This is a genomic window from Kitasatospora sp. NPDC029367 (assembly GCF_055569135.1).
Window position 1 is genome coordinate 1 of the sequence record NZ_JBVHYH010000041.1, and the last position, 19,926, is coordinate 19,926.

Below are 19,926 nucleotides of genomic sequence, written 5' to 3' on the forward strand. Positions count from 1 at the left end.
AACGGACCAAACTCTGTCGGGGGTTGGGGGGACACGGGGGGGTGGAAATTCCCCGGGCGGTCTGGTGGCGGGGGGTGGGGGGGGGGGGGGGAGGGGGGAGGGGGGGGGGGGGGGGGGGGGGGTCCCCCCCCCCCTCCCCCACTACTGGCCGCCCTTGGCCGGCGGCTGGAGCGACCCCGGACCTCCCCCACAAGGAGCCGGAACCGCTCGTTCCGGCACTGACACTACGACCACGGAACACCGTCCCCGACCGGCCTTGACGCTCCCCTGTCGCCCACCGACCGTCTCTTGACGGCTCGTTGACGCCGTCCCGGTCGGGACCGGCCCCGGCACTTACCGGTACCTACGGCACGTACCGGTGCCTACGGCACGTACCGGTAGCCGATCCCCGGCTCGGTGATCAGGTGCCGCGGCCGGGCCGGGTCGCGCTCCAACTTCCGTCGCAGTCCGGCCAGGTAGACCCGCAGGTAGTTGCCGCGCGCCTCCTGGGCCGGCCCCCACACCTCGCGCAGGATCTGCCGCCCGGGCACCAGCCGGCCGGGGTTGGCGAGCAGCAGGCCGAGGATCCGCCACTCGGTCGGGGTCAGCCGCACCGGGCCGCCCGGCCCGACCACCGTGGTGGCCGCGAGGTCGACGGTGTGGTCGCCGATCACCGGCCGGCCCAGCGGCACCGGGCCCAGCGGCCGGCGCAGCACCGCCCGCAACCGGGCCAGCAGTTCGTCCATCAGGAAGGGCTTGGTGAGGTAGTCGTCGGCGCCCGCGTCCAGGGCGCCGATCTTGTCGGCGGCGTCGGCGCGGCCGGAGAGCACGATGATCGGCGCCGCGCTGTGGGTGCGCAGTCCGCGCAGCACGTCCATGCCGTCGAGGTCGGGCAGGCCGAGGTCGAGCAGGACGGCGTCCGGGGCGGAGTGCGCGGCCCGGTCGAGCGCCTCGCTGCCGCTGGCGGCCGTACGGACGGCGTACTTGCGGGCGCTGAGGTTGATCCGCAGGGTGCGCAGCAGGGCCGGTTCGTCGTCGACGACGAGGATCTCGCAGTTCTCGATGGTGTGCTCACTCATGGTGCGGTGGCTCCTCCCCGGTGGCGCGGTGCTCGGTGGCGCGGTGCTCGGTGGCGGGCTCGTTGACAGCGGGCTCAGCGGCGGCGGGCCCGCTCCCGGCGGGCTCGGCAGCGGCGGGCTCAGCGGCAGCGGGCAGGGTGAGCAGCATGGTGGTGCCGCCGCCCGGGGTGTCCTCCACCTCCAGGCTGCCGCCCATGGCCTCGGCCAGGCCGCGGGAGAGGGCCAGGCCCAGGCCGACCCCGGTGGTGTTGTCGGTGTCGCCGAGGCGCTGGAAGGGCAGGAAGACCCGGTCGCGGTCCTCGGGGGCGATGCCGGGGCCGCGGTCGATCACCCGGATCTCGACCTGGTCGGCGTGGTGGCTGGCGGTGACCAGCACGGGCGCGCCGGGGGCGTTGTAGCGCAGCGCGTTGGTGATCACGTTGGCGAGCACCCGCTCCAGCAGCGGGGGGTCGGCGAGCACCGGCGGCGCGGTGTCCAGGTCGAGCGGCTGGACCGGCGCGTACGGGTCGGGGAGGCTGTCGAGCGCCCGCGGCAGGATCTCGTCCAGGTGGGTCTCGGTGAGGTGCAGGGTGAGCGCGCCGGCCTGGAGGCGGCTCATGTCGAGCAGGTTGTCGACCAGCCGGGTGAGCTTGACCAGCGATTCGTCGGCGGTTTCCAGGAGTTCGGTCTGGTCCTCGGGCGAGAACTCGACGTCCGGGCTGAGCAGCGAGCCGACCGAGGCGCGGGCGGCGGCCAGCGGGGTGCGCAGGTCGTGGCTGACGGCGGCGAGCAGGGCGGTGCGCATCCGGTCGGCGGCCTTGATCGGTTCGACCTCGGCGGCGACCACGGCCAGCCGGTCGCGCTCCAGCGCGGCGCCGACGTGGGCGGCGAAGGCGGTGAGCACCCGCTGGTCGGCGGCCGGCAGCCGGCGGCCGGTGAGGACCAGGACGGCGTCGGCGCCGACCGGGACCTCGGTGGTCTCCTGCTGCGCCTCGTCCTCGTCCGGGTACTCGGCCTCGCTGTGGGCGAGCACCTCGCCGTCGGAGCGGGAGAGCAGCACGACGGTCTGCATGCCGAAGGCCGTCCGGGACTTCTCCAGCAGGGCGGGCAGCGCGTCGGCGCCGCGCAGCACGCTGCCGGCCAGGGTGGAGAGGGTCTCGGCCTCGGCGGTGGCCCGGGCGGCCCGGGTGGTGAGCCGGCCGGCGTGGTCCACCACGGTGGAGACGGCGAGCGCGATGGCGGCGAAGACCACCAGGGCGACGATGTTGTTGGTCTCGCCGATGGTCAGGCTGTGCACCGGCGGGATGAAGTAGTAGTTCAGCAGCACCGAGGCGATGAACGCGGCCAGCAGGGCGGACATCGCACCGCCGAGCAGGGCGACGATGACCACGCCGAGCTGGAAGATCAGCGCGTCGGTGGTGAGGTTGATGGTGTCGTGCGCCTGGGAGAGCACGGCGGTGAGCAGCCAGGGGATCACCAGGCCGGCCAGGTAGCCGACGACGGTGCGGCGCCGGGAGTGGCGCCGGCCCAGCGAGGGCAGCCGGCCGCGGCCGGTGAACTCGTGGGTGACCATGTGGACGTCGATGTCCTCGGAGGCGTCCACGGTCGTCTGCCCGGTGCCCGGGCCGGTGAGGAAGCGGTTGATCCGGCCGCGACGGCTGGTGCCGAGCACCAGCTGGGTGGCGTCGTGGGCGCGGGCGAAGGCCAGCAGCGCGGTGGGGACGTCGTCGCCGACCACCACGTGGTAGCTGCCGCCGAGGCTCTCGACCAGTTGCCGCTGCTGGGCGAGTGCGCCGGAGGAGGCGCCGGCCAGGCCGTCGCTGCGGGACACGTGCACGGCCAGCAGCTCGCCGCCCGCGGCGACGGCGATCCGGGCGGCCCGTCTGACCAGGGTCTCGCCCTCCGGGCCGCCGGTGAGGGCGACCACCACCCGCTCGCGGGTCTCCCAGACCCGGTCGATGTTGTGGCTGGCCCGGTAGTCGCGCAGCCCCTCGTCGACCCGCCCGGCCACCCAGAGCAGGGCGAGCTCGCGCAGGGCGGTGAGATTGCCGACCCGGAAGTAGTTGGAGAGCGCGGCGTCCACCTTCTCCGCCTTGTAGACGTTGCCATGGGCCATCCGCCGGCGCAGCGCCTGGGGCGCCATGTCGACGAGTTCGAGCTGGTCGGCCCGGCGGACCACCTCGTCCGGGACGGTCTCGCGCTGCGGGATCCCGGTGATCTTCTGGACGACGTCGTTCAGCGATTCCAGGTGCTGGATGTTGACGGTGGTGATGACGTCGATCCCGGCGGCGAGCAGTTCCTCGACGTCCTGCCAGCGCTTGGCGTGGCGGCCGCCGGGGATGTTGGTGTGGGCCAGTTCGTCGACCAGGACGACGGACGGACGGCGGGCGAGCACCCCGTCGAGGTCCATCTCCTCGAACTCGGCGTCGCGGTAGGAGCGGCGGGCGCGCGGCAGGACCTCCAGGCCGTCGATCATGGCCTCGGTGTGGCGGCGGCCGTGGCACTCGATGTACCCGATCACGACGTCGGCCCCGCGCTCCTGTCTGCGCCGGGCCTCGTCCAGCATCCGGTACGTCTTGCCGACCCCCGGGGCGGAGCCGAGGTACACCCTCAGCCGACCGGTGCGGCTGCCGGAGCCGGGGGTGAGGTCGCGGGCCATGGGCACTGCTTCTTTCCATCAGGAGGTGGCGGCGGAGGACGGTACGCGTCTGCGGATACGGTGCGGCCGACCCGGGCGCGGGGAGCATCCTCCCGCGCCCGGGCCGGCCCGGTCATCCTGGTATGTCGTGCGGTGTCACTGTCCGATCACTTCTGCTCGGTCACTGCTGCCCGGTCACTTCGCTTCGCTGATGGCCGTGTTGAGCAGGACGACGTTGACGCCCTCCTGGCCGAGGAAGCCGAGCGAGCGGCTCTCGGTGTACTTGTCGACCAGCCGGGCGACCGTCTCCACCGGCAGCTTGCGCTCCTTGGCGACCCGGTTCACCTGCTCCTTGGCGTAGGCCACCGAGATGTGCGGGTCGAGGCCGGAGCCGGAGGCGGTCAGCGCGTCGACCGGGACGCTCGCCGGGTCGACGCCGTCGAACTCGGCGACGGCCTTGCGGCGGTCGTCGACCGCCTTGAGCAGGTCGTCGCTGTTCGGGCCGAGGTTGCTGGCACCGGAGCTGTCGCCGGCGTAGTTGTTGGCGGAGGGGCGGGGCTGGAACCACTTCGGGTCCGGCACCGGCTCCTCCTTGGTGTCGTCCGGGTTCTTCTTGGGGAGGTTGTAGTTCTGGCCGAGCAGGCTGGAACCGATCACCTTCCCGTCGGACTTCACCAGCGAGCCGTTGGCCTTGTCGCTGAACGCGACCTGGCTGATCCCGGTGACCAGCAGCGGGTAGGCGACTCCGAGGATCACCGTGAGCACCAGCAGCACGCGCAGTGCGGTGAAGTGGGTGCGGACGGTGGTCGGCAGGGGCTTGGACATGGCGTTTCTCTCCTTCCCTGCGTCAGCTGAGGCCGGGGATGAACTGGACGATCAGGTCGATCAGCTTGATGCCGACGAACGGCACCACCAGGCCGCCGAACCCGTAGATCCCGATGTTGCGGCGCAGCAGCGAACTGGCGTCGGACGGGCGGTACTTCACGCCGCGCAGGGCGAGCGGGATCAGGCCGATGATGACCAGGGCGTTGAAGATGATCGCCGAGGTGATCGCGGACTGCGGGCTGTGCAGGCCCATGATGTTGAGGTGCTTGAGGCCCGGGTAGACCCCGGCGAACATCGCGGGGATGATCGCGAAGTACTTGGCCACGTCGTTGGCGATCGAGAAGGTGGTCAGCGCGCCGCGGGTGATGAGCAGCTGCTTGCCGATCTCCACGATCTCGATCAGCTTGGTCGGGTTGGAGTCCAGGTCGACCATGTTGCCGGCCTCCTTGGCCGCCATGGTCCCGGTGTTCATCGCGACGCCGACGTCGGCCTGGGCGAGCGCGGGGGCGTCGTTGGTGCCGTCGCCGGTCATCGCGACCAGCTTGCCGCCCTCCTGCTCCTTCTTGATCAGGGCCATCTTGTCCTCGGGCGTGGCCTCGGCGAGGAAGTCGTCCACGCCGGCCTCCTCCGCGATCGCCTTGGCGGTCAGCGGGTTGTCGCCCGTGATCATGATGGTCTTGATGCCCATCCGGCGGAGCTCGTCGAAGCGCTCCCGCATGCCCTCCTTGACCACGTCCTTGAGGTGGATGACCCCGAGGACGCGGGCGGGCCTGCTGCCGACCTTGGCGGCCACCACCAGCGGGGTGCCACCGGCGGCGGAGATGCCGTCGACCAGGGTGGCGACCTCGTCGCCGACCGAACCGCCGTTGTCGGTCACCCAGTTGGCGACCGAGCCGGCCGCGCCCTTGCGGACCTGGTGGACGCCGTCGGCCTCGTCCAGGTCCACGCCCGACATCCGGGTCTGGGCGGTGAACGGGACCCACGTGGCGTGCGTCAGCTCGCCCTGGGCGCGGGCCCGCAGGCCGTACTCGGTCTTGGCCAGGACCACGATCGAGCGGCCCTCGGGAGTCTCGTCGGCGAGCGAGGAGAGCTGGGCGGCGCCGGCCAGTTCGTCCGTGGACACGCCCGGGGCGGGCAGGAACTCGGCGGCCTGGCGGTTGCCCAGGGTGATGGTGCCGGTCTTGTCGAGCAGCAGGGTGTTGACGTCGCCGGCGGCCTCGACGGCGCGGCCGGACATCGCCAGCACGTTGCGCTGGACGAGACGGTCCATGCCCGCGATGCCGATCGCGGAGAGCAGCGCGCCGATGGTGGTCGGGATGAGCGCCACGATCAGGGCGACCAGGACGATCATCGACTGCGGGGCGCCCGCGAAGGTCGCCATCGGCTGGAGGGTGACGACCGCGACCAGGAAGACGATGGTCAGCGAGGCCAGCAGGATGTTGAGCGCGATCTCGTTCGGCGTCTTCTGCCGGGCGGCGCCCTCGACCAGGGCGATCATCCGGTCGATGAAGGACTTGCCGGGCTCCGAGGCGATCTTCACCACGATCCGGTCGGACAGCACCTTGGTGCCGCCGGTCACCGCGGAGCGGTCGCCGCCGGACTCGCGGATGACGGGCGCGGACTCGCCGGTGATCGCCGACTCGTCGACGGACGCGACGCCCTCGACCACGTCGCCGTCGCCGGGGATGACCTGCCCGGCCTCGACCACCACGTGGTCGCCGAGCTGGAGCGCGGTGCCGGGGACCTCCTCCTCGGCGTCACTGGCCGGCCAGTTGGTGAGGCGGCGGGCGACGGACTCGGTCTTGGTCTTGCGCAGGGTGTCGGCCTGGGCCTTGCCGCGGCCCTCGGCCACGGCCTCCGCCAGGTTGGCGAAGATCGTGGTCAGCCAGAGCCAGACGGTGATGGCCCAGGCGAACACGGACGGGCTGGCGATCGCGGAGATCGTGGTGACCACCGAGCCCACCTCGACCACGAACATCACCGGGTTCTTGACCATCACCCGGGGGTCGAGCTTCTTCACCGCGTCCGGCAGGGAGGCGACGATCAGCTTCGGGTCGAGGAGGCCGCTCTGCACTCTGTGCGGCGCGGCGGGCTCGGCCTTGTCGGCCGGTGCGGGGTTGAGCGTAGGGGTGGACATCAGGAGAGACCTTCCGCGATCGGCCCGAGAGCCAGGGCCGGGAAGTAGGTGAGGCCGACGACGATCAGGATCACGCCCGACAGCAGGCCCACGAACAGCGGCTTGTGGGTGGGCAGGGTGCCCGGGGTGGCCGGCACCGGCTGCTGCTGGGCGAGCGAACCCGCCAACGCCAGCACGAAGACGATCGGCAGGAAGCGGCCGAAGACCATCGCCAGGCCGAGCGCCGTGTCGTACCAGTCGGTGTTGACGGTGATGCCCGCGAAGGCCGAACCGTTGTTGTTGGCAGCCGAGGTGAAGGCGTACAGCACCTCGGAGAAGCCGTGGGCGCCCGAGTTGAGCATCCCGGCCCGCTCGCCCGGCAGCGCCATCGCCACGCCCGTGCCGACCAGCACGATGGTCGGGGTGGTGAGGATGTACAGCGAGGCGAACTTCATCTCGCGGCCGCCGAGCTTCTTGCCCAGGTACTCGGGGGTGCGGCCGACCATCAGACCGGCGACGAACACGGCCACGACGGCGAGGATCAGCATGCCGTACAGGCCGGAGCCCACACCGCCGGGCGCGATCTCGCCCAGCATCATGTTGAAGATCGTGATCCCGCCACCGAACGGCGTGAACGAGTCGTGGAACGAGTTCACCGCACCGGTCGAGGTCAGCGTGGTCGACGTGGCGAACAGGGCACTGGCCGCGATCCCGAAGCGCTGCTCCTTGCCTTCCATCGCACTACCGGCGGCCTGCAGGGCGGTGCCGTGGTGCTGCGCCTCGGCGAGGGTCATCAGGGCGGTCGAGGCCACCCAGAAGAGGCCCATCACCGCGACGATGGCGTAGCCCTGGCGGTTGTCGCCCACCATCCGGCCGAAGGTCCGGGGCAGGGCGAACGGGATCAGCAGGATGAGGAAGATCTCGAGCCAGTTGGTGAACCCGGTCGAGTTCTCGAACGGGTGCGAGGAGTTCGCGTTGAAGAAGCCGCCACCGTTGGTGCCGAGCTCCTTGATGACCTCCTGGGAGGCCACCGGGCCGCCCGGGATCTTCTGGATCTCACCGGTGAGGGTGTGCGCCTCGGTGAAGCCGTGGAAGTTCTGGATCAGGCCGTTGGCGGCCAGGACCAGCGCGAACACGATCGCCAGCGGCAGCAGCAGACGGAGGTTGATCCGGACCAGGTCCACCCAGAAGTTGCCGACCCGGTCGGTGCGGTTGCGGGTGAAGCCCCGGATCAGCGCGGCGACGACGGCGATGCCGACGGCCGCGGAGACGAAGTTCTGCACCGCCAGGCCCGCCATCTGCACCAGGTGGCCCATCGCGGACTCGCCGCTGTAGGACTGCCAGTTGGTGTTGGTGACGAAGGAGATCGCGGTGTTCCAGGCCTGGTGGCCCTCCATCTGCTGGACGCCCAGGTTCAGCAGCAGGTAGCCCTGGAGCCGGATCAGGCCGTAGAGGAACAGCACCGAGACGGCCGAGAAGGCCAGCACCGAGCGCAGGTACACCGGCCAGCGCTGGTCGGCGTCACCGTCGACGCCGATCACCTTGTAGATGCCGCGCTCGACTCTGAGGTGCTTGGCGGACGTGAGGAGCTTGGCGATGTAGTCGCCAAGGGGGCGGTAGCACAGGGCCAGCGCGCCGACGAGGGCGAGGGCCTGCAGCCAGCCCGCGAGAGTGGATCCCATGTCAGAACTTCTCCGGGAAGATCAGCGCCACGACGAGGTAGCCGACGAGCGCGACGGCCACGACCAGACCAGCGAGGTTCTCAGCGCTCACAGCTTCTCCACCCCCCGCGCGATCAGGGCGATGACGGCGAACACGGCGACCGTGACACCGACGTAGATGAGATCGGACATGGGCTCCACCAGCGTGGTTCGGGGGATGCCGCGAACGGGCCGAATGGCTTCCGTACGGCGCCGGCGGACGACCGGCAGAGGAAGCAAACCAGCCGTCTAAGGCGCGTTAGGGAGCCCTGACGCCCTCCATACGGGTGACAGCGGTCCGTTGACGCGACCTTGACGCCCGCTTCACCGGGCCGAGACCACCGTGATCGGGCCGAGACCTGGGGTGCTTCGGGTAGGGCGCCGCGGTACGGGGTGGGCACGCGCCGGGCGGGCATGCGCAGGGCCCCGGTACGACACGGCGTCGTACCGGGGCCCGTCCGCCGCGCCTACCGGGGCGGTCGGATCACATCCGCATCCGCAGCCGGCAGACCACCGCGTCGGTGTGCCGGCGCAGGGCGCGGTCGATCACGGCGCCGCGCCGGTTCTGCAGCGCCCGCTGCCACCAGTGCGCGGGCTCGACCTCGGGGATCAGCACGGTGAGCCGGTCGTAGGCGTGCTCCTCGCCCAGCCGGTTGACGAAGTCGGCTATCGGCTGGCCGAGCCGCCGGTGGTCCTCCGGGATCTCCAGCAGCGGCACGCCGGGCTGCCACAGCTCCCAGTCCCGGCGCAGCGCCTCGGCGTCCGCCGGATCGTGCACCACGGTCACCGCGAACACCTCGTCGCCCAGCGAGAGCGCCGCCGACAGGCCGTCCCGGGTGAGCCGGGTGATCGCCGTCACCGGGACCACCACCAGGCTGCGCCGGCGGGTCACCGGGCCAGGCACCCGGCCGAGCTCCAGCCGCTCGCCGATCCGCCCGTAGCTGCGGTGGATCGCCTCGAACAGCACCACCAGCAGGGGCAGGGCCACCACGATGCCCCAGGCGCCCTCGGTGAACTTGGTGCCGGTCACCACGAGGGTCGCGACGCCGGTCAGCAGCGCGCCGAAGCCGTTCAGCGCGGCCTTCCACCGCCAGCCGGCCGGACGGTTCAGGTGCCAGTGCCGGACCATGCCGACCTGGCAGATGGTGAAGCCGACGAACACGCCGATCGAGAAGAGCGGCACCAGGTCGTTGACGTCGCCGCCGGAGCCGACCAGCAGCGCGGCCGACACCGCGGCCAGGAACAGCACGCCGTACCGGTACACCTGGCGGTCGGCGCGCAGCGCGAAGACGTGCGGGAGGTGGTTGTCCCGGGCGAGCAGGTCCATCAGCACCGGCAGGCCGCCGAAGGAGGTGTTGGCGGCGAGGCCGAGCAGGACCACGGTGGCGAACTGGACGACGAAGAAGCCGGCGCCGTGGCCGAGCGAGGCGTCCGCGAGCTGGGCGAGCACGGTGACGCCGTCGACCGGTTGGAGGTGGAAGCGGCCGATCAGCACGGCCAGGCCGATCAGCATCACGCCGAGCAGGGCGCCCAGCGCGACCTCGGTGTGCTGGGCCCGCTTCACCCGCGGGGTCCGGAAGGAGGGGACGGCGTTGGCCACCGCCTCCACGCCGGTCAGCGCCGAGCAGCCGGCCGCGAAGGCCTTGAGCAGCAGCAGCGCGCCGACCGCGGTGGCGTTCTCGGCGAGCACCGAGGCGTGGCCGGCGGCGGCCGCGGTGCTCGCCGGGGCGTCCCGGAACAGGCCGACCACGATGATCGCCAGGATGGAGAGCACGAAGACGGCGGTCGGCACCAGGAACAGGCGGGCCGACTCGGCGATGCCGCGCAGGTTGACGGCGGTCACCAGGGCGAGCACGCCCAGGCAGAGCCAGACCCGGTCGTCGTACAGGCCGGGGATCGCGGAGGTCAGCGCCGCCACTCCGGCGGTCACCGAGACCGCGACGTTCAGGATGTAGTCGATCACCAGCGAGGCGGCCGCGGTCAGCGCCGTCCGGCGCCCCAGGTGGGCCTTGGCGACCGCGTACGAGCCGCCGCCGTCCGGGAAGGCCGCGATCACCTGCCGGTAGGAGGCGACCAGCACCGCGAGCAGGACGGCGATCGCCACCGTGACCGGCACCGTGAAGCCCAGCCCGTACGCACCGGCCGCGGCCAGCACCAGCACGACCGCCTCCGGGCCGTAGGCCACCGAGGCCATCGCGTCCAACGACAGCGCCGCCAGGCCGCCGAGGGCGCTGAGCCGGTGCCGTTCGTCGCCCGCCCCGGTATCCGGCGGTTCGTCGGCCGTGACGGCCGGGCTGGAGATGGCGCTGGACATCGGACGGACCTCCGCAGTCGGTAGTTGCTCCGAATCCTGCGGTTCGCACGCCCGGGCCGAGCCCGTCCCCTACGCGTTCCTGACGCCGTCACCAGCGCCCTTGACGCGGCCTTGACGCCGCCGCCGTACGGCGGGAGGGGGCTTGGCGGGGGTGGGGTGAGCCGTTGTCCCGGCGGGCGCCGGTTGGGAAGACGATCAGCTCGGTCGAAGGACTCCCACCCCCGGGCTCCCACTCTGCTGCCTGGCCGAGGTAATTGCAAGCAATGCGCAATAAGTGCCGGCAGCCGCCCCGGACGGCCCCGCCGGTCGGCCCCGCCGTTCGATTCCGCCCGACAGCACGAAAAAGCCCCCGATCCGCGTTTCCGCAGATCGGGGGCTGTTCCTATCCGGTGGCTGGTGCAGGGTTCGAACCTGCGTAGCTTGCGCGACAGATTTACAGTCTGCTCCCTTTGGCCGCTCGGGCAACCAGCCAGGATGGTGTCTCGCGGGGCTTCTCGGCTCCGTTCGACGTGGTAAACCATACCTGATCCCGGGGGGTGCTACGCCACTCGGTAGATCACGCGATGATCAAGGACCGCCGCGCGGCGGTCACGGGCGGGGCCCGGGTGGCGCTGGATAGGCTTGGGCGGCGGGCGTCCGGTGGGGCGGGCCGTGTCAGTGAAGCCAGAGCATCAAGGAGACCAACACCCATGGCCGACTCCAGTTTCGACATCGTCTCGAAGGTCGAGTGGCAGGAGGTCGACAACGCGATCAACCAGACCTCCCGCGAGATCGCCACCCGCTTCGACTTCAAGGGCGTGGGCGGCGAGATCAAGCGCTCCGGCGAGAAGATCGAGATGAAGGCCAACGGCGAGGAGCGCGTGCTCGCCATCCTGGACGTGCTGCAGACGAAGTTCGTCAAGCGCGGCCTGTCGCTGAAGGCTCTGGACGCCGGTGAGCCGCAGCTGTCCGGCAAGGAGTACAAGATCTTCGCGGACATCAAGGAGGGCATCACCACGGAGGATGCCAAGAAGGTCGCGAAGATCATCCGGGACGAGGGCCCGAAGGGCGTCAAGGCCCAGGTCCAGGGCGACGAGCTGCGCGTCAGCTCCAAGAGCCGTGACGACCTCCAGGCCGTCCAGGCCCTGCTCAAGGGCAAGGACCTCGACTTCGCGATCCAGTTCGTGAACTACCGCTAGTCGACCCCGCTGACCTGCGGAAACGCTAGCTCCCCGGCCCGGGAGGGCACATCGAGGGCACTCGGTGGAACCGATGTCCACCGGCAGTCCTCGATGTGCCCTCGCCGCTGCGTATGAGCCCTCTCCGGCCCTGCGCACGCCCGCTTGGTCGCGGCACTCCGGTCGACGCCGGCCTGCAGCCCAGAGGCCCTCAGTACTTTGCGTCTGCCAGCTTGACAGCTGCCTGCCGGACGGCTTTGGCAGCCGAGCTCAGCTCGGATGGGAGCTCAACCAGTCCCGATAGGGCGATGGTGGCATTCGCCAGCAGCAGGGCGTTGTCCTGGAGGTGACTCAGGCCACGACTGGCCTCAAGCAGCGAAGGGGCGTTGTCCTGGAGGTGCTGGAGCCCGTTGCTGGCCTGGTGAAGCATCCAGGCTGTGTCCTCTGAGACTGCCGGCCAACGGCCTCGCAGCACCTCCAGATCTGACCTGAGGACCTTCACCAGCGACGCCAACTCCGGCATCTCCTTCGCGACGCTTTCCAGGAGAGGGCCGATCCGCTCGACATATGCCTCCTGCGCTTCGCAGATCATCTCCACTAGCCGGGCCTCGGTCAGGCCGCTGAGCCCCGCCAGGGCGTCTCGTCCATCCGCCTCACGAACGCGCTTCCACCCTTCCAAGATCTCGACGGTGTACGTCTCCCCACCCGCCCCGTCGACTCGCTTGTGGTGCACGTTGCACAGCAGCAACAGGTTGGCGAAGCTGTTCCTCTGCGCCACGGTCCACGTCGCGTCGAACCGCTTCCCCTCCGGCTTGAGGGCGCGGATGTGCGCGATGTCGAGGTTCAACACCGGCTCCCCGTCGATGACGCGCACGGTCGGAGCGCCGCACCGCGGGGCATAACACCCACCTCGGGCCAGGGTCATCAACGCGGCCACGGTGGCGTTGCTGTAGTTCCGGCGCAGTTGCTCGGCCATGGGCTTTCCTCCTCGTCAAGATGAACTCCACCTCGCACACGGTAGAGGCAGCCTCCGACAACGCTCCTTAAAACCATGGCAGTTGATCTCCAAAGGCTCACATCCGATGAAGCGCCCGGTCTCGCTTGGCGGCCCTGTGGTAGGTGGTGTCCGCCGGATCCCTACTGCGCGACCCGAGTTGCTGCTCGAACGCAGTAGCGCGGGTCAGCCGAAAGCAGCTCTGTGATTTCCTTGGCCGGAAGCGATCCTTCGTGGCTGGCTTTGGCAGCCGACTGAGCGAGGATGAGTCGCACCCGATAGTCAGCATCCTTGGTGAGGTTCACCGCCGTGTCATGGAAACGGCCAAGATCCCTCAGGCACAGGAGCGCGCTGACTTGGCGCACGGCGACGTAATGATGCGTAGCCAGAAGGCTAGCGTCAACTCGTCGTGCCTCGTCCTTCGGGAGCCAGTTCAAGACCCTGGCCGCCGCCTTCAGGTCATCAACGTTGTCCGCGCGCAACATCGAGATGGCGTGGTCACGCACCCAAGCGTGATCGACAGACGCCTCCGCCGCAGCGCTGGCCAGGGCCAACGCCTCCCCGCGCAGCGACGCACTCCCAAACGAGATCCTGAAGAAACTGAGTGGGTGTGGCGTTCCGCTCAGCTCGTCCAGGTAGCTGCCGTCATGCGCCCCGCCCACAAAGCCCTGAGCGATGCGAAACGCGCGCTGCCTCACCGTGAGGGGTGCGTCGATCAGCAAGTTGCGAGCCGCGGTGAGTGCTTCCTGCCTGTTCAAGGCAACCTCGTTCGGGTCCGACGCGATCTCCAGGACCTTGGTCAGGCATGCGTCACGATCCGCCTGGTCGAGCTTGCTCACCAGAAAGGAGTCCGCGGTCAGGTTGGTGCCGAACGCAGCGCTTCCAGGTTGGGGACACGGCCGTTGGAGAATGCGATCGCGGGCCTGTTCTGCTCGGCTGCGCACCAGCGGGTGGTCGGGCTCGATCAGGGCGTGGGCGACGTCGGCACGGAAGATGCCCTGTTGGTCGAGTTCTCCGACTCTCTGTCGCAGCCTCATCTTGTCCTCTTCGCCTAGGGAGGACTGATTGCTCGCCAGCAGGCCGATGACCTCGTCATCTGCCAGTAGTTGGAGGGCCTTGTCGACGGATCTCTCCGCTAGGTCGAACAGGCGGTTGAGCGCCAGCGCGGCAAGGCTCGGGTGCGCAGCCGCAATGGCACGGCACGCAGAAGCGTGACCGTCGTCCGAGTGGTGGTACCGGTTCGACTCGCGTGGCACGTCGGGAGCGAGGAGATCCAGAACAGCCTGGGCCTGTACTGGTGTCCCGCGGGCAGCGAGGACGCAGGCGCTCTGTGTCGCCTGGTGGGTGAGCGTGCCGGAAGGCGACTCTGCCAGTTCGCCTGCCCTGCCGCGCACAGCCAAGTCGGTCAACTCGTCGAGGAATGTCCCGACAGCGCCGTCCCTGATGAGATCGGCCTGCACCTCCAACAGGCCGGCCTGCGCGCTCAGGACCCACCACGGGCCGTGGGAGATCGACCCGATCGGCAGGAACAGGTCACCGACTGCCGCAGCTAGCTCCTTCGCTTTGCTCGTTTTGCCAGCACGCACGTAGTGCTTGGCGGCCAGCACGGGTTCCTGATTGTCACGGTAGAGGTCGCCGAGGAACTCCAACGCCTCGATCTCACCCGCCCAGTCGGCCGTGATCACGGTGTCAGTGAGCCAGCGCATCGCGCATTGGGCGGCTTCGCTCGGCCGATCTGCCTTCAATGCCGACAGAGCGTGCTCACGGGGAGGGCGTGCCCGCTCCAGAAGGCGCCCAGTTCCCGTCGCGCGCAGTGCTTGGGCCAGACGATGCTCATCATCGATATCCGACAACCACGGACCGTAGAGGGCGTTCACTGCCCGAATGGCATATAGCCATTCAGCTGCTTCTTCGGCCAACCCAGCGTGGATGCCGTCGTGCACCCCGTCCCGCCAGCCTTCCACGGCTTCCTCGGCCTGCCCCTCGATTGCACACCGACGAGCCTCGCGGGCGTGGACCTGTGCAGCATGCCGCCCCGACATCTGATGGCGGCGGGCCTCCCGTAGCAGTTGAGTCCGCTCGGCAGCGTCATAAGCTGCGCGGACCAGCCGCAGTCGTAGGACCGCGTCCAAGCCAGGGAGAACAGACGCTGACTGCGCGCCAGTGATCGCTTCCCTGACGAGCGGGTCCAGGTCCTGAACCCGCTCTGGGTCCGTGGCAAGGCGATTCTCGGCCAGCAGGAGTACCAGGAGTGGTTGATATGCGGGCTTCACCGACGATGCGGTCACGAGTGCACTCTGGAGTGCACTGAAGTCGCCAAGGGGGTGAAAAGCACTGATGACCGCTGCGTTTACCAGCTGGGAGTGGCGCCGGGTGTGGGGCGCATGCTCGGTTCCGGCTGCCTCCGCCTGGGCTGCCAATTTCTCCAACAGGTCGGCCAGCGCTCTCGGTTCGTACCACTCGCCCCGATTCAGTGCGCTGACGGCCAACTGCGCGGCGAGTTCAGCCGCCTCGTCAGGGCGGCCGGCCAGCTGCAGCGCATCGACTTGCTTGCCACGCAGGACCCCCGCGTGCCCGCGGAAACCCGCTTCGTCGAGCTGCCTCGCGAGATCAGCGTACGCACGCGCAGCTTCTTCCGGGTTCGTTGACCGTTGCTCTTCCGCCTGGCGAAGCGCTGGTGCGACATCATCGGTCCGAAGAGGGCCGATGAGGATCCTCAATGCCTGTTCCTGTCGATCCAGCGGCGGAACTGGTACCCCTGGCAAGGGCGCCCCCGTGCAGAACTGTACGGCCGTCTCCCGAGTCCAGAACTGGGCGACCACGTCGCCGTGCGGGCGCAACAGGTCATTGATCTGTTCGGCGCCCCACAGCTCCAACTCCAGGTCCGGGTGTTCGCTCCGGAGCCGCCCCAGTTCGTCGGCCACCTGAGTCGTCTGGGTCGAGGCGGAGGTCGCGACAATCAGGCTGTGGGCGTCGAACGGGCGCCTGCCCGTGGTGAACGTCTCGACTGCCGCACGGAGGTCCGCGGCCGTGAAGACCTGGTATTCCTTGCACTGGACTACCGTGTACTGGTCGTCAGGTTCACGGCCAGCCAGGTCAATACCGTGCTGTGCTTGTCCCTGGACCCCGTATCGCCGGAACTTGGCGCCTCGCAGACCCAGCGAGCGATTCGCCACGGCCAGGACAAGCCTTTCGAAACGATCCCACCCAATGTGAAGATCGAGATCCTCTCCAGGCGGGACGTTGCCTGGTCCACCAGGACCAGGCGGGGTGCTCAAGACGGGGTCGGTCCGGACCGGCTCCCAGCGTCCGTCCACGAACGAATCTTGCTCAGGCATGGGGCTCAGTGTGACAGCCAGGTCTGACAGCTCCGGGAGCGTGAACCGACAGTCAGAGCTTCTGCCGAGGAGGGCACATCGACGGCACGGCGCTGAAGACAGCCTCGATCGCCGCCCTCGTGGTGTCCTCCTCGTCCGGCCACAGGTGGGTGTAGGTGTTCAGCGTGATCGACGGCTTGGCGTGGCCGAGCCGCTTCTGCACCGTCTTGACGCTCTCTCGGTGCTTGATCAGCACCGAGGCGTAGAAGTGCCGGAGGTCGTGCATCGTCGCGTCGTCCGGCACCTGGCGGAGCGTCGGCTCCGCGTCGTCCGGCCGGCCACGGCGCTCCCAGCTCTTGAGCGCGCCCTCGTGCTGCTTCAGCAGGGCCTTGTCGGCGACGCGCACGAGGTTCTCCCAGACCGCCGCCCAGGCCGCGCGGCGGATCGCCTCACCGCGCTCGTTGGTGAAGACGAGCAGCGCCTTCCGGCGCTTCCACTTGGCGGGGCGCGGGTCGGTGCGGTCCTCGATGTCGACCCGGCGGGCCGGGTACTTCTCCAGGTGCGCCGCCAGCGCGTCCATCGCGGGCTTGGCCACCGGCACCGTCCGGTAGCTCTCGTGGGTCTTGGGTGGCGCGAGGTAGGGCTCACCCCGATCGGGGCCGACCACCTGTTGCTTCACCTGGACCGTGCCGCGCTTGAAGTCGATGTGCGCCAGCTCGAGCCCGAACAGCTCACCCTGCCGCAGCCCCGAGGCCGCCGCCAGGAGCAGTAGCACCCGGTACCAGCTGGGGGCAGCGTCGACCAGGGCCGCCACGACCTCGACGGCGAGCGGGACGATCTCCTTGCGCGGCGGAGGTGGCAGCTTCACCCCCTTCGTCGGGTTGAACGGGATCTGGCGATCCAGCTCCGCAACGCGAAAGATCGCGGTCACGTAGCTGTAGTGCACCCTCAGGGTCGACGGCGCCAGCACCTTCGAGCGGTCCTTGACCCACGCCTGGATGTCCGAGGTCTTGACGCCCGCGATGGCCCCGTCGCCGAGGATCGGGTAGATGTGCAGGCGAAGCGCCCGGTCGACGCGCTCGATGGTGCTCGACCCGTGGACGGCGCTCGCGCGCCATCGCTCGCCGACCTCGCGGAACGTCTCCTTGCCGAGGGCGGGGTCGATGTAGGCACCGCGGTTGAGGTCGTTGTCGAGGCGGGAAGCCCCCGCGTCGGCATCGGCCCGCCGGGCGAAGTTGAGCTTGCGCTGCTCGCCGCTGGGGTCTCGGTAGCGGACCTGCCAGCGCTTGCCCTTGCCGTGGTCGGCGGTGGGGTACTTGCCCTTGTGCTCACCGCAGGGCTTGTCGGTGGGGCGCGGGTGGGTCTTGTGCCAGGTGTCGTAAACGGTCGCCATTCGGCTCCTCTGGTCGGGGACATGGGGAGGCGCGGCCTTTGGCCGGCGGTGAGGTGGGAAAGTCGCGGCAAGACGATCTGCTTGCCGCGTGAGCCGCTGAGAAGAAACGCGCACAGAGCCCACTCTCGGGCGGGTGTTGGATATTGATCGCCCGGCGGCCTTTTGTCAAGTATGGAGTCCCAAGAGGATTCATCCGTGTCCGATCGTCCCGATAGTGACGGATCGTCTCAGGCGGTCGACCTGCGTCGACAGGCCGGCCGAACCCTCTGCAAAAAACAGGGCTGCCCGCCTGCGACAGGGCCTCGCAGCGATCCCTCTGTGTGCCGCTTTGCCAGGCACAGCGCTCCCCGACCGGGTAGCCAGAGAGCCAGCTCGGGGCCTTTTTAGGTTGCGAGCCGGGGTGCGTGGAGAATTCCCCGCACGCCGCTCCTCGGGCAAGGCTTAGCCCTCGCCCGAGGTGTCCGACAGGCAGGACCGAGTCCTTTTTAGGTTTTCGGCCGCGCCGCGTGCAGACTCCTCCCCGCGCAGAAACGCGCCGGGCTCCTTGTGGGCCTTGCCGATCTGCCGGAATTCCCCATCCCCTACCCTCTGGAGACCTCTTTGCCGAAGAATTCCCATGCCGCCCTCGATCGTCGTCCGCTGGCCAGCGCAGAGGAGCTCGCCGCGTACCTCGGCGTCCCGCTGCAGACCGTGTACGCCTGGCGACACCGTCGCCAGGGCCCTGTGGCGATCAAGGTCGGCCGGCACCTGCGGTACCGCTGGGTGGAGGTGGAAGCCTGGCTCGACGGCCAGAGCACCGACCAGGCGGCCTGATACCGCCCCCCTCTCACTCGCCTGAGGAAGCCGGCAATCCCCTCCTCGCCCTCCTATCCCCCGAGCGGTGCGACCGGTTCGCCGTTGCAGCGCAGTCTGGAGTCCCTCATCACCTCCACGTCCCACCTGTCCAACCTTCCTGCCGTTGCGGCCTCGTGCCCGCCGGTCGCCAAGCCGGGCCACCCCGACGTCCGCGTGACTCACCAGCCGCTCCTGGCGCCCACGGCCTGTGGAGAGCCTGCAGCCGCCGAAGGCGCGGCCAACGATCTACCGGCTACGGACTCAGTTCCGAACGTGCCGGAGTCGCCGGGTGCCTCGCTGCTGGCGGAGCTGCACGCCCATGTCCGCCGGTACGCGATCCTGCCTTCGGCGGAGGCGCTCGACGCGGTCACGCTGTGGGCCGCCGCGACGCACCTGCAGGCGGTTTGGCACCACGCCCCGCGCCTGGCGATCGTCGCTCCGGCCCGGCGGTGCGGGAAGTCCCGCCTGCTGGACGTCCTGGTCGAGACCGTCCACGACCCGCTGATCACGGTCAACACCAGTGCGGCGGCGGTCTACCGCACGATCAGCGAGCGGCCCCGGACCCTGCTGGTCGACGAGGTCGACACCATCTTCGGCAACCCCAGGACCGCCGAGAAGTACGAGGACCTACGGGGTCTGCTGAACGCCGGGCACCAGCGCAATCGCCCGGTCACCCGGGCGGTCGGCACCGACCACCAGGCCCGCGAGTTCGAGACGTTCGCCATGGCCGCCCTGGCCGGGATCGGCGATCTCCCCGACACGATCATGGACCGGTCGATCGTGATCCGCATGCGCCGCCGCGCAGACGGCGAGGTCGTCGCGCCGCTGCGGGACCGCCGCGACGGCGTCCTGCTGCGGGAGACCCGCGCCAAGCTCTCCCTCTGGGCCTCCCAGGTCCACGACCAGGCCCAGGCCCTCGAACCGGACATGCCGGTCGAGGACCGGGCCGCCGACACCTGGGAACCCCTGGTCGCGGTCGCCGACCTCGCCGGCGGTTCCTGGCCACGCCGGGCCCGGCAGGCGTGCGTACGTATGGTCGCCGCCGAGGAGGAGATCGAGGAGGACGGCTGCGGCGGAGCGAGGATCCTCGCCGACATCCGCCGGATCTTCTTCGCCCACGGCGACCCGGACAGTCTGTCCACCATCGCGATCCTCGCCGCACTGAACGACGACCCCGAGGCGCCCTGGGGCGAGCACGGACGCGGCGGGCTCACGGCCCGTCCGCTCTCCGAGCTGCTGAAGGACTACCAGATCTCCTCGGCCAACATCCGCCTGCCCGACGGCACCCAGCGCAAGGGCTACACCTTCAACAAGTTCGCCGACTCCTGGCGCCGCTACTGCCCCAAGGTCCACCCGCTCCCTCCCCGCGTGCCTGCGAACGCTGCCTGACCCCACCCGCCGGAAGCGGTAGACGCCGTCCCCGCCGTCGCAGCCCATGCCCCGTAAGCCGTCACGGGGACGGCACTGCCCCGCCGCCCGTCGCACCGTCCGTCCCCGCGCCCTTCTGCCGCCCTGGCATCGCGTACGCCACCAGGACGGTGGCGGGACGGACCGGTCAGGCAACAGGCCAAGTGAGGCAAGGCCGTGGACGGCCAAGACGG

Annotated in this window: 13 protein-coding genes and 1 tRNA gene; 3 read left to right on the plus strand and 11 right to left on the minus strand. The window is 69.8% G+C overall.

Annotated features, from left to right (window positions below):
• Nucleotides 1-362 precede the first annotated feature (362 nt).
• From ACZ4W5_RS21985 to ACZ4W5_RS22020, 8 genes are all read right to left on the minus strand, one after another.
• Nucleotides 363-1,058 (minus strand): response regulator, encoded by a 696-nt coding sequence (locus ACZ4W5_RS21985; RefSeq protein ID WP_360226129.1) that lies wholly within the window; start codon nt 1,056-1,058, stop codon nt 363-365.
• The gene (locus ACZ4W5_RS21990; RefSeq protein ID WP_465656343.1) at nt 1,051-3,696 is read right to left on the minus strand and encodes an ATP-binding protein; all 2,646 of its coding nucleotides are present in this window, start codon (nt 3,694-3,696) and stop codon (nt 1,051-1,053) included. Before ACZ4W5_RS21990 ends, ACZ4W5_RS21985 begins: the two co-directional genes overlap by 8 nt.
• A gap of 174 nt (nt 3,697-3,870) precedes the next feature.
• Nucleotides 3,871-4,500 carry a potassium-transporting ATPase subunit KdpC gene (gene kdpC, locus ACZ4W5_RS21995; RefSeq protein ID WP_360226123.1) on the minus strand — a complete coding sequence of 210 codons (630 nt, stop codon included), beginning with the start codon at nt 4,498-4,500 and terminating at the stop codon, nt 3,871-3,873.
• Nucleotides 4,501-4,522: 22 nt separating this feature from the next.
• Nucleotides 4,523-6,637 (minus strand): potassium-transporting ATPase subunit KdpB, encoded by a 2,115-nt coding sequence (kdpB, locus tag ACZ4W5_RS22000; RefSeq protein ID WP_465656344.1) that lies wholly within the window; start codon nt 6,635-6,637, stop codon nt 4,523-4,525.
• Nucleotides 6,637-8,298, minus strand: coding sequence for a potassium-transporting ATPase subunit KdpA (kdpA, locus tag ACZ4W5_RS22005; RefSeq protein ID WP_360226117.1), 1,662 nt, complete (start codon nt 8,296-8,298; stop codon nt 6,637-6,639). Before kdpA ends, kdpB begins: the two co-directional genes overlap by 1 nt.
• A gap of 1 nt (nt 8,299) precedes the next feature.
• Nucleotides 8,300-8,389 (minus strand): K(+)-transporting ATPase subunit F, encoded by a 90-nt coding sequence (gene kdpF, locus ACZ4W5_RS22010; protein ID WP_360226114.1) that lies wholly within the window; start codon nt 8,387-8,389, stop codon nt 8,300-8,302.
• A gap of 411 nt (nt 8,390-8,800) precedes the next feature.
• On the minus strand, nt 8,801-10,630 hold the full coding sequence (locus ACZ4W5_RS22015; protein WP_465656346.1) for an APC family permease: 1,830 nt from the start codon (nt 10,628-10,630) through the stop codon (nt 8,801-8,803).
• 390 nt (nt 10,631-11,020) lie between these two features.
• Nucleotides 11,021-11,101: transfer RNA gene (locus tag ACZ4W5_RS22020), tRNA-Tyr, on the minus strand.
• A gap of 218 nt (nt 11,102-11,319) precedes the next feature.
• Here ACZ4W5_RS22020 and ACZ4W5_RS22025 point away from each other — a divergent pair.
• Nucleotides 11,320-11,808 carry a YajQ family cyclic di-GMP-binding protein gene (locus ACZ4W5_RS22025; protein ID WP_360226108.1) on the plus strand — a complete coding sequence of 163 codons (489 nt, stop codon included), beginning with the start codon at nt 11,320-11,322 and terminating at the stop codon, nt 11,806-11,808.
• 190 nt (nt 11,809-11,998) lie between these two features.
• Here the strand turns inward: ACZ4W5_RS22025 and ACZ4W5_RS22030 are convergent, their stop codons facing one another.
• The 3 genes from ACZ4W5_RS22030 to ACZ4W5_RS22040 all read right to left on the minus strand — a co-directional run bounded on the left by ACZ4W5_RS22030 (nt 11,999) and on the right by ACZ4W5_RS22040 (nt 17,491).
• Nucleotides 11,999-12,763 carry a hypothetical protein gene (locus ACZ4W5_RS22030; protein WP_465656348.1) on the minus strand — a complete coding sequence of 255 codons (765 nt, stop codon included), beginning with the start codon at nt 12,761-12,763 and terminating at the stop codon, nt 11,999-12,001.
• 161 nt (nt 12,764-12,924) lie between these two features.
• Nucleotides 12,925-16,119, minus strand: coding sequence for a hypothetical protein (locus ACZ4W5_RS22035; RefSeq protein ID WP_465656349.1), 3,195 nt, complete (start codon nt 16,117-16,119; stop codon nt 12,925-12,927).
• 52 nt (nt 16,120-16,171) lie between these two features.
• Entirely contained in the window at nt 16,172-17,491 is a 1,320-nt protein-coding gene (locus ACZ4W5_RS22040; RefSeq protein WP_465656351.1) for a tyrosine-type recombinase/integrase, read from the minus strand.
• A gap of 600 nt (nt 17,492-18,091) precedes the next feature.
• Between ACZ4W5_RS22040 and ACZ4W5_RS22045 the strand changes: the two genes are divergently transcribed.
• Together ACZ4W5_RS22045 and ACZ4W5_RS22050 are read left to right on the plus strand one after the other, a co-directional pair.
• Nucleotides 18,092-18,304, plus strand: a complete 213-nt coding sequence (locus ACZ4W5_RS22045; protein WP_400469269.1) for a helix-turn-helix transcriptional regulator — start codon at nt 18,092-18,094, stop codon at nt 18,302-18,304.
• 126 nt (nt 18,305-18,430) lie between these two features.
• On the plus strand, nt 18,431-19,714 hold the full coding sequence (locus ACZ4W5_RS22050) for a DUF3631 domain-containing protein (RefSeq protein ID WP_465656410.1): 1,284 nt from the start codon (nt 18,431-18,433) through the stop codon (nt 19,712-19,714).
• Nucleotides 19,715-19,926 lie beyond the last annotated feature (212 nt).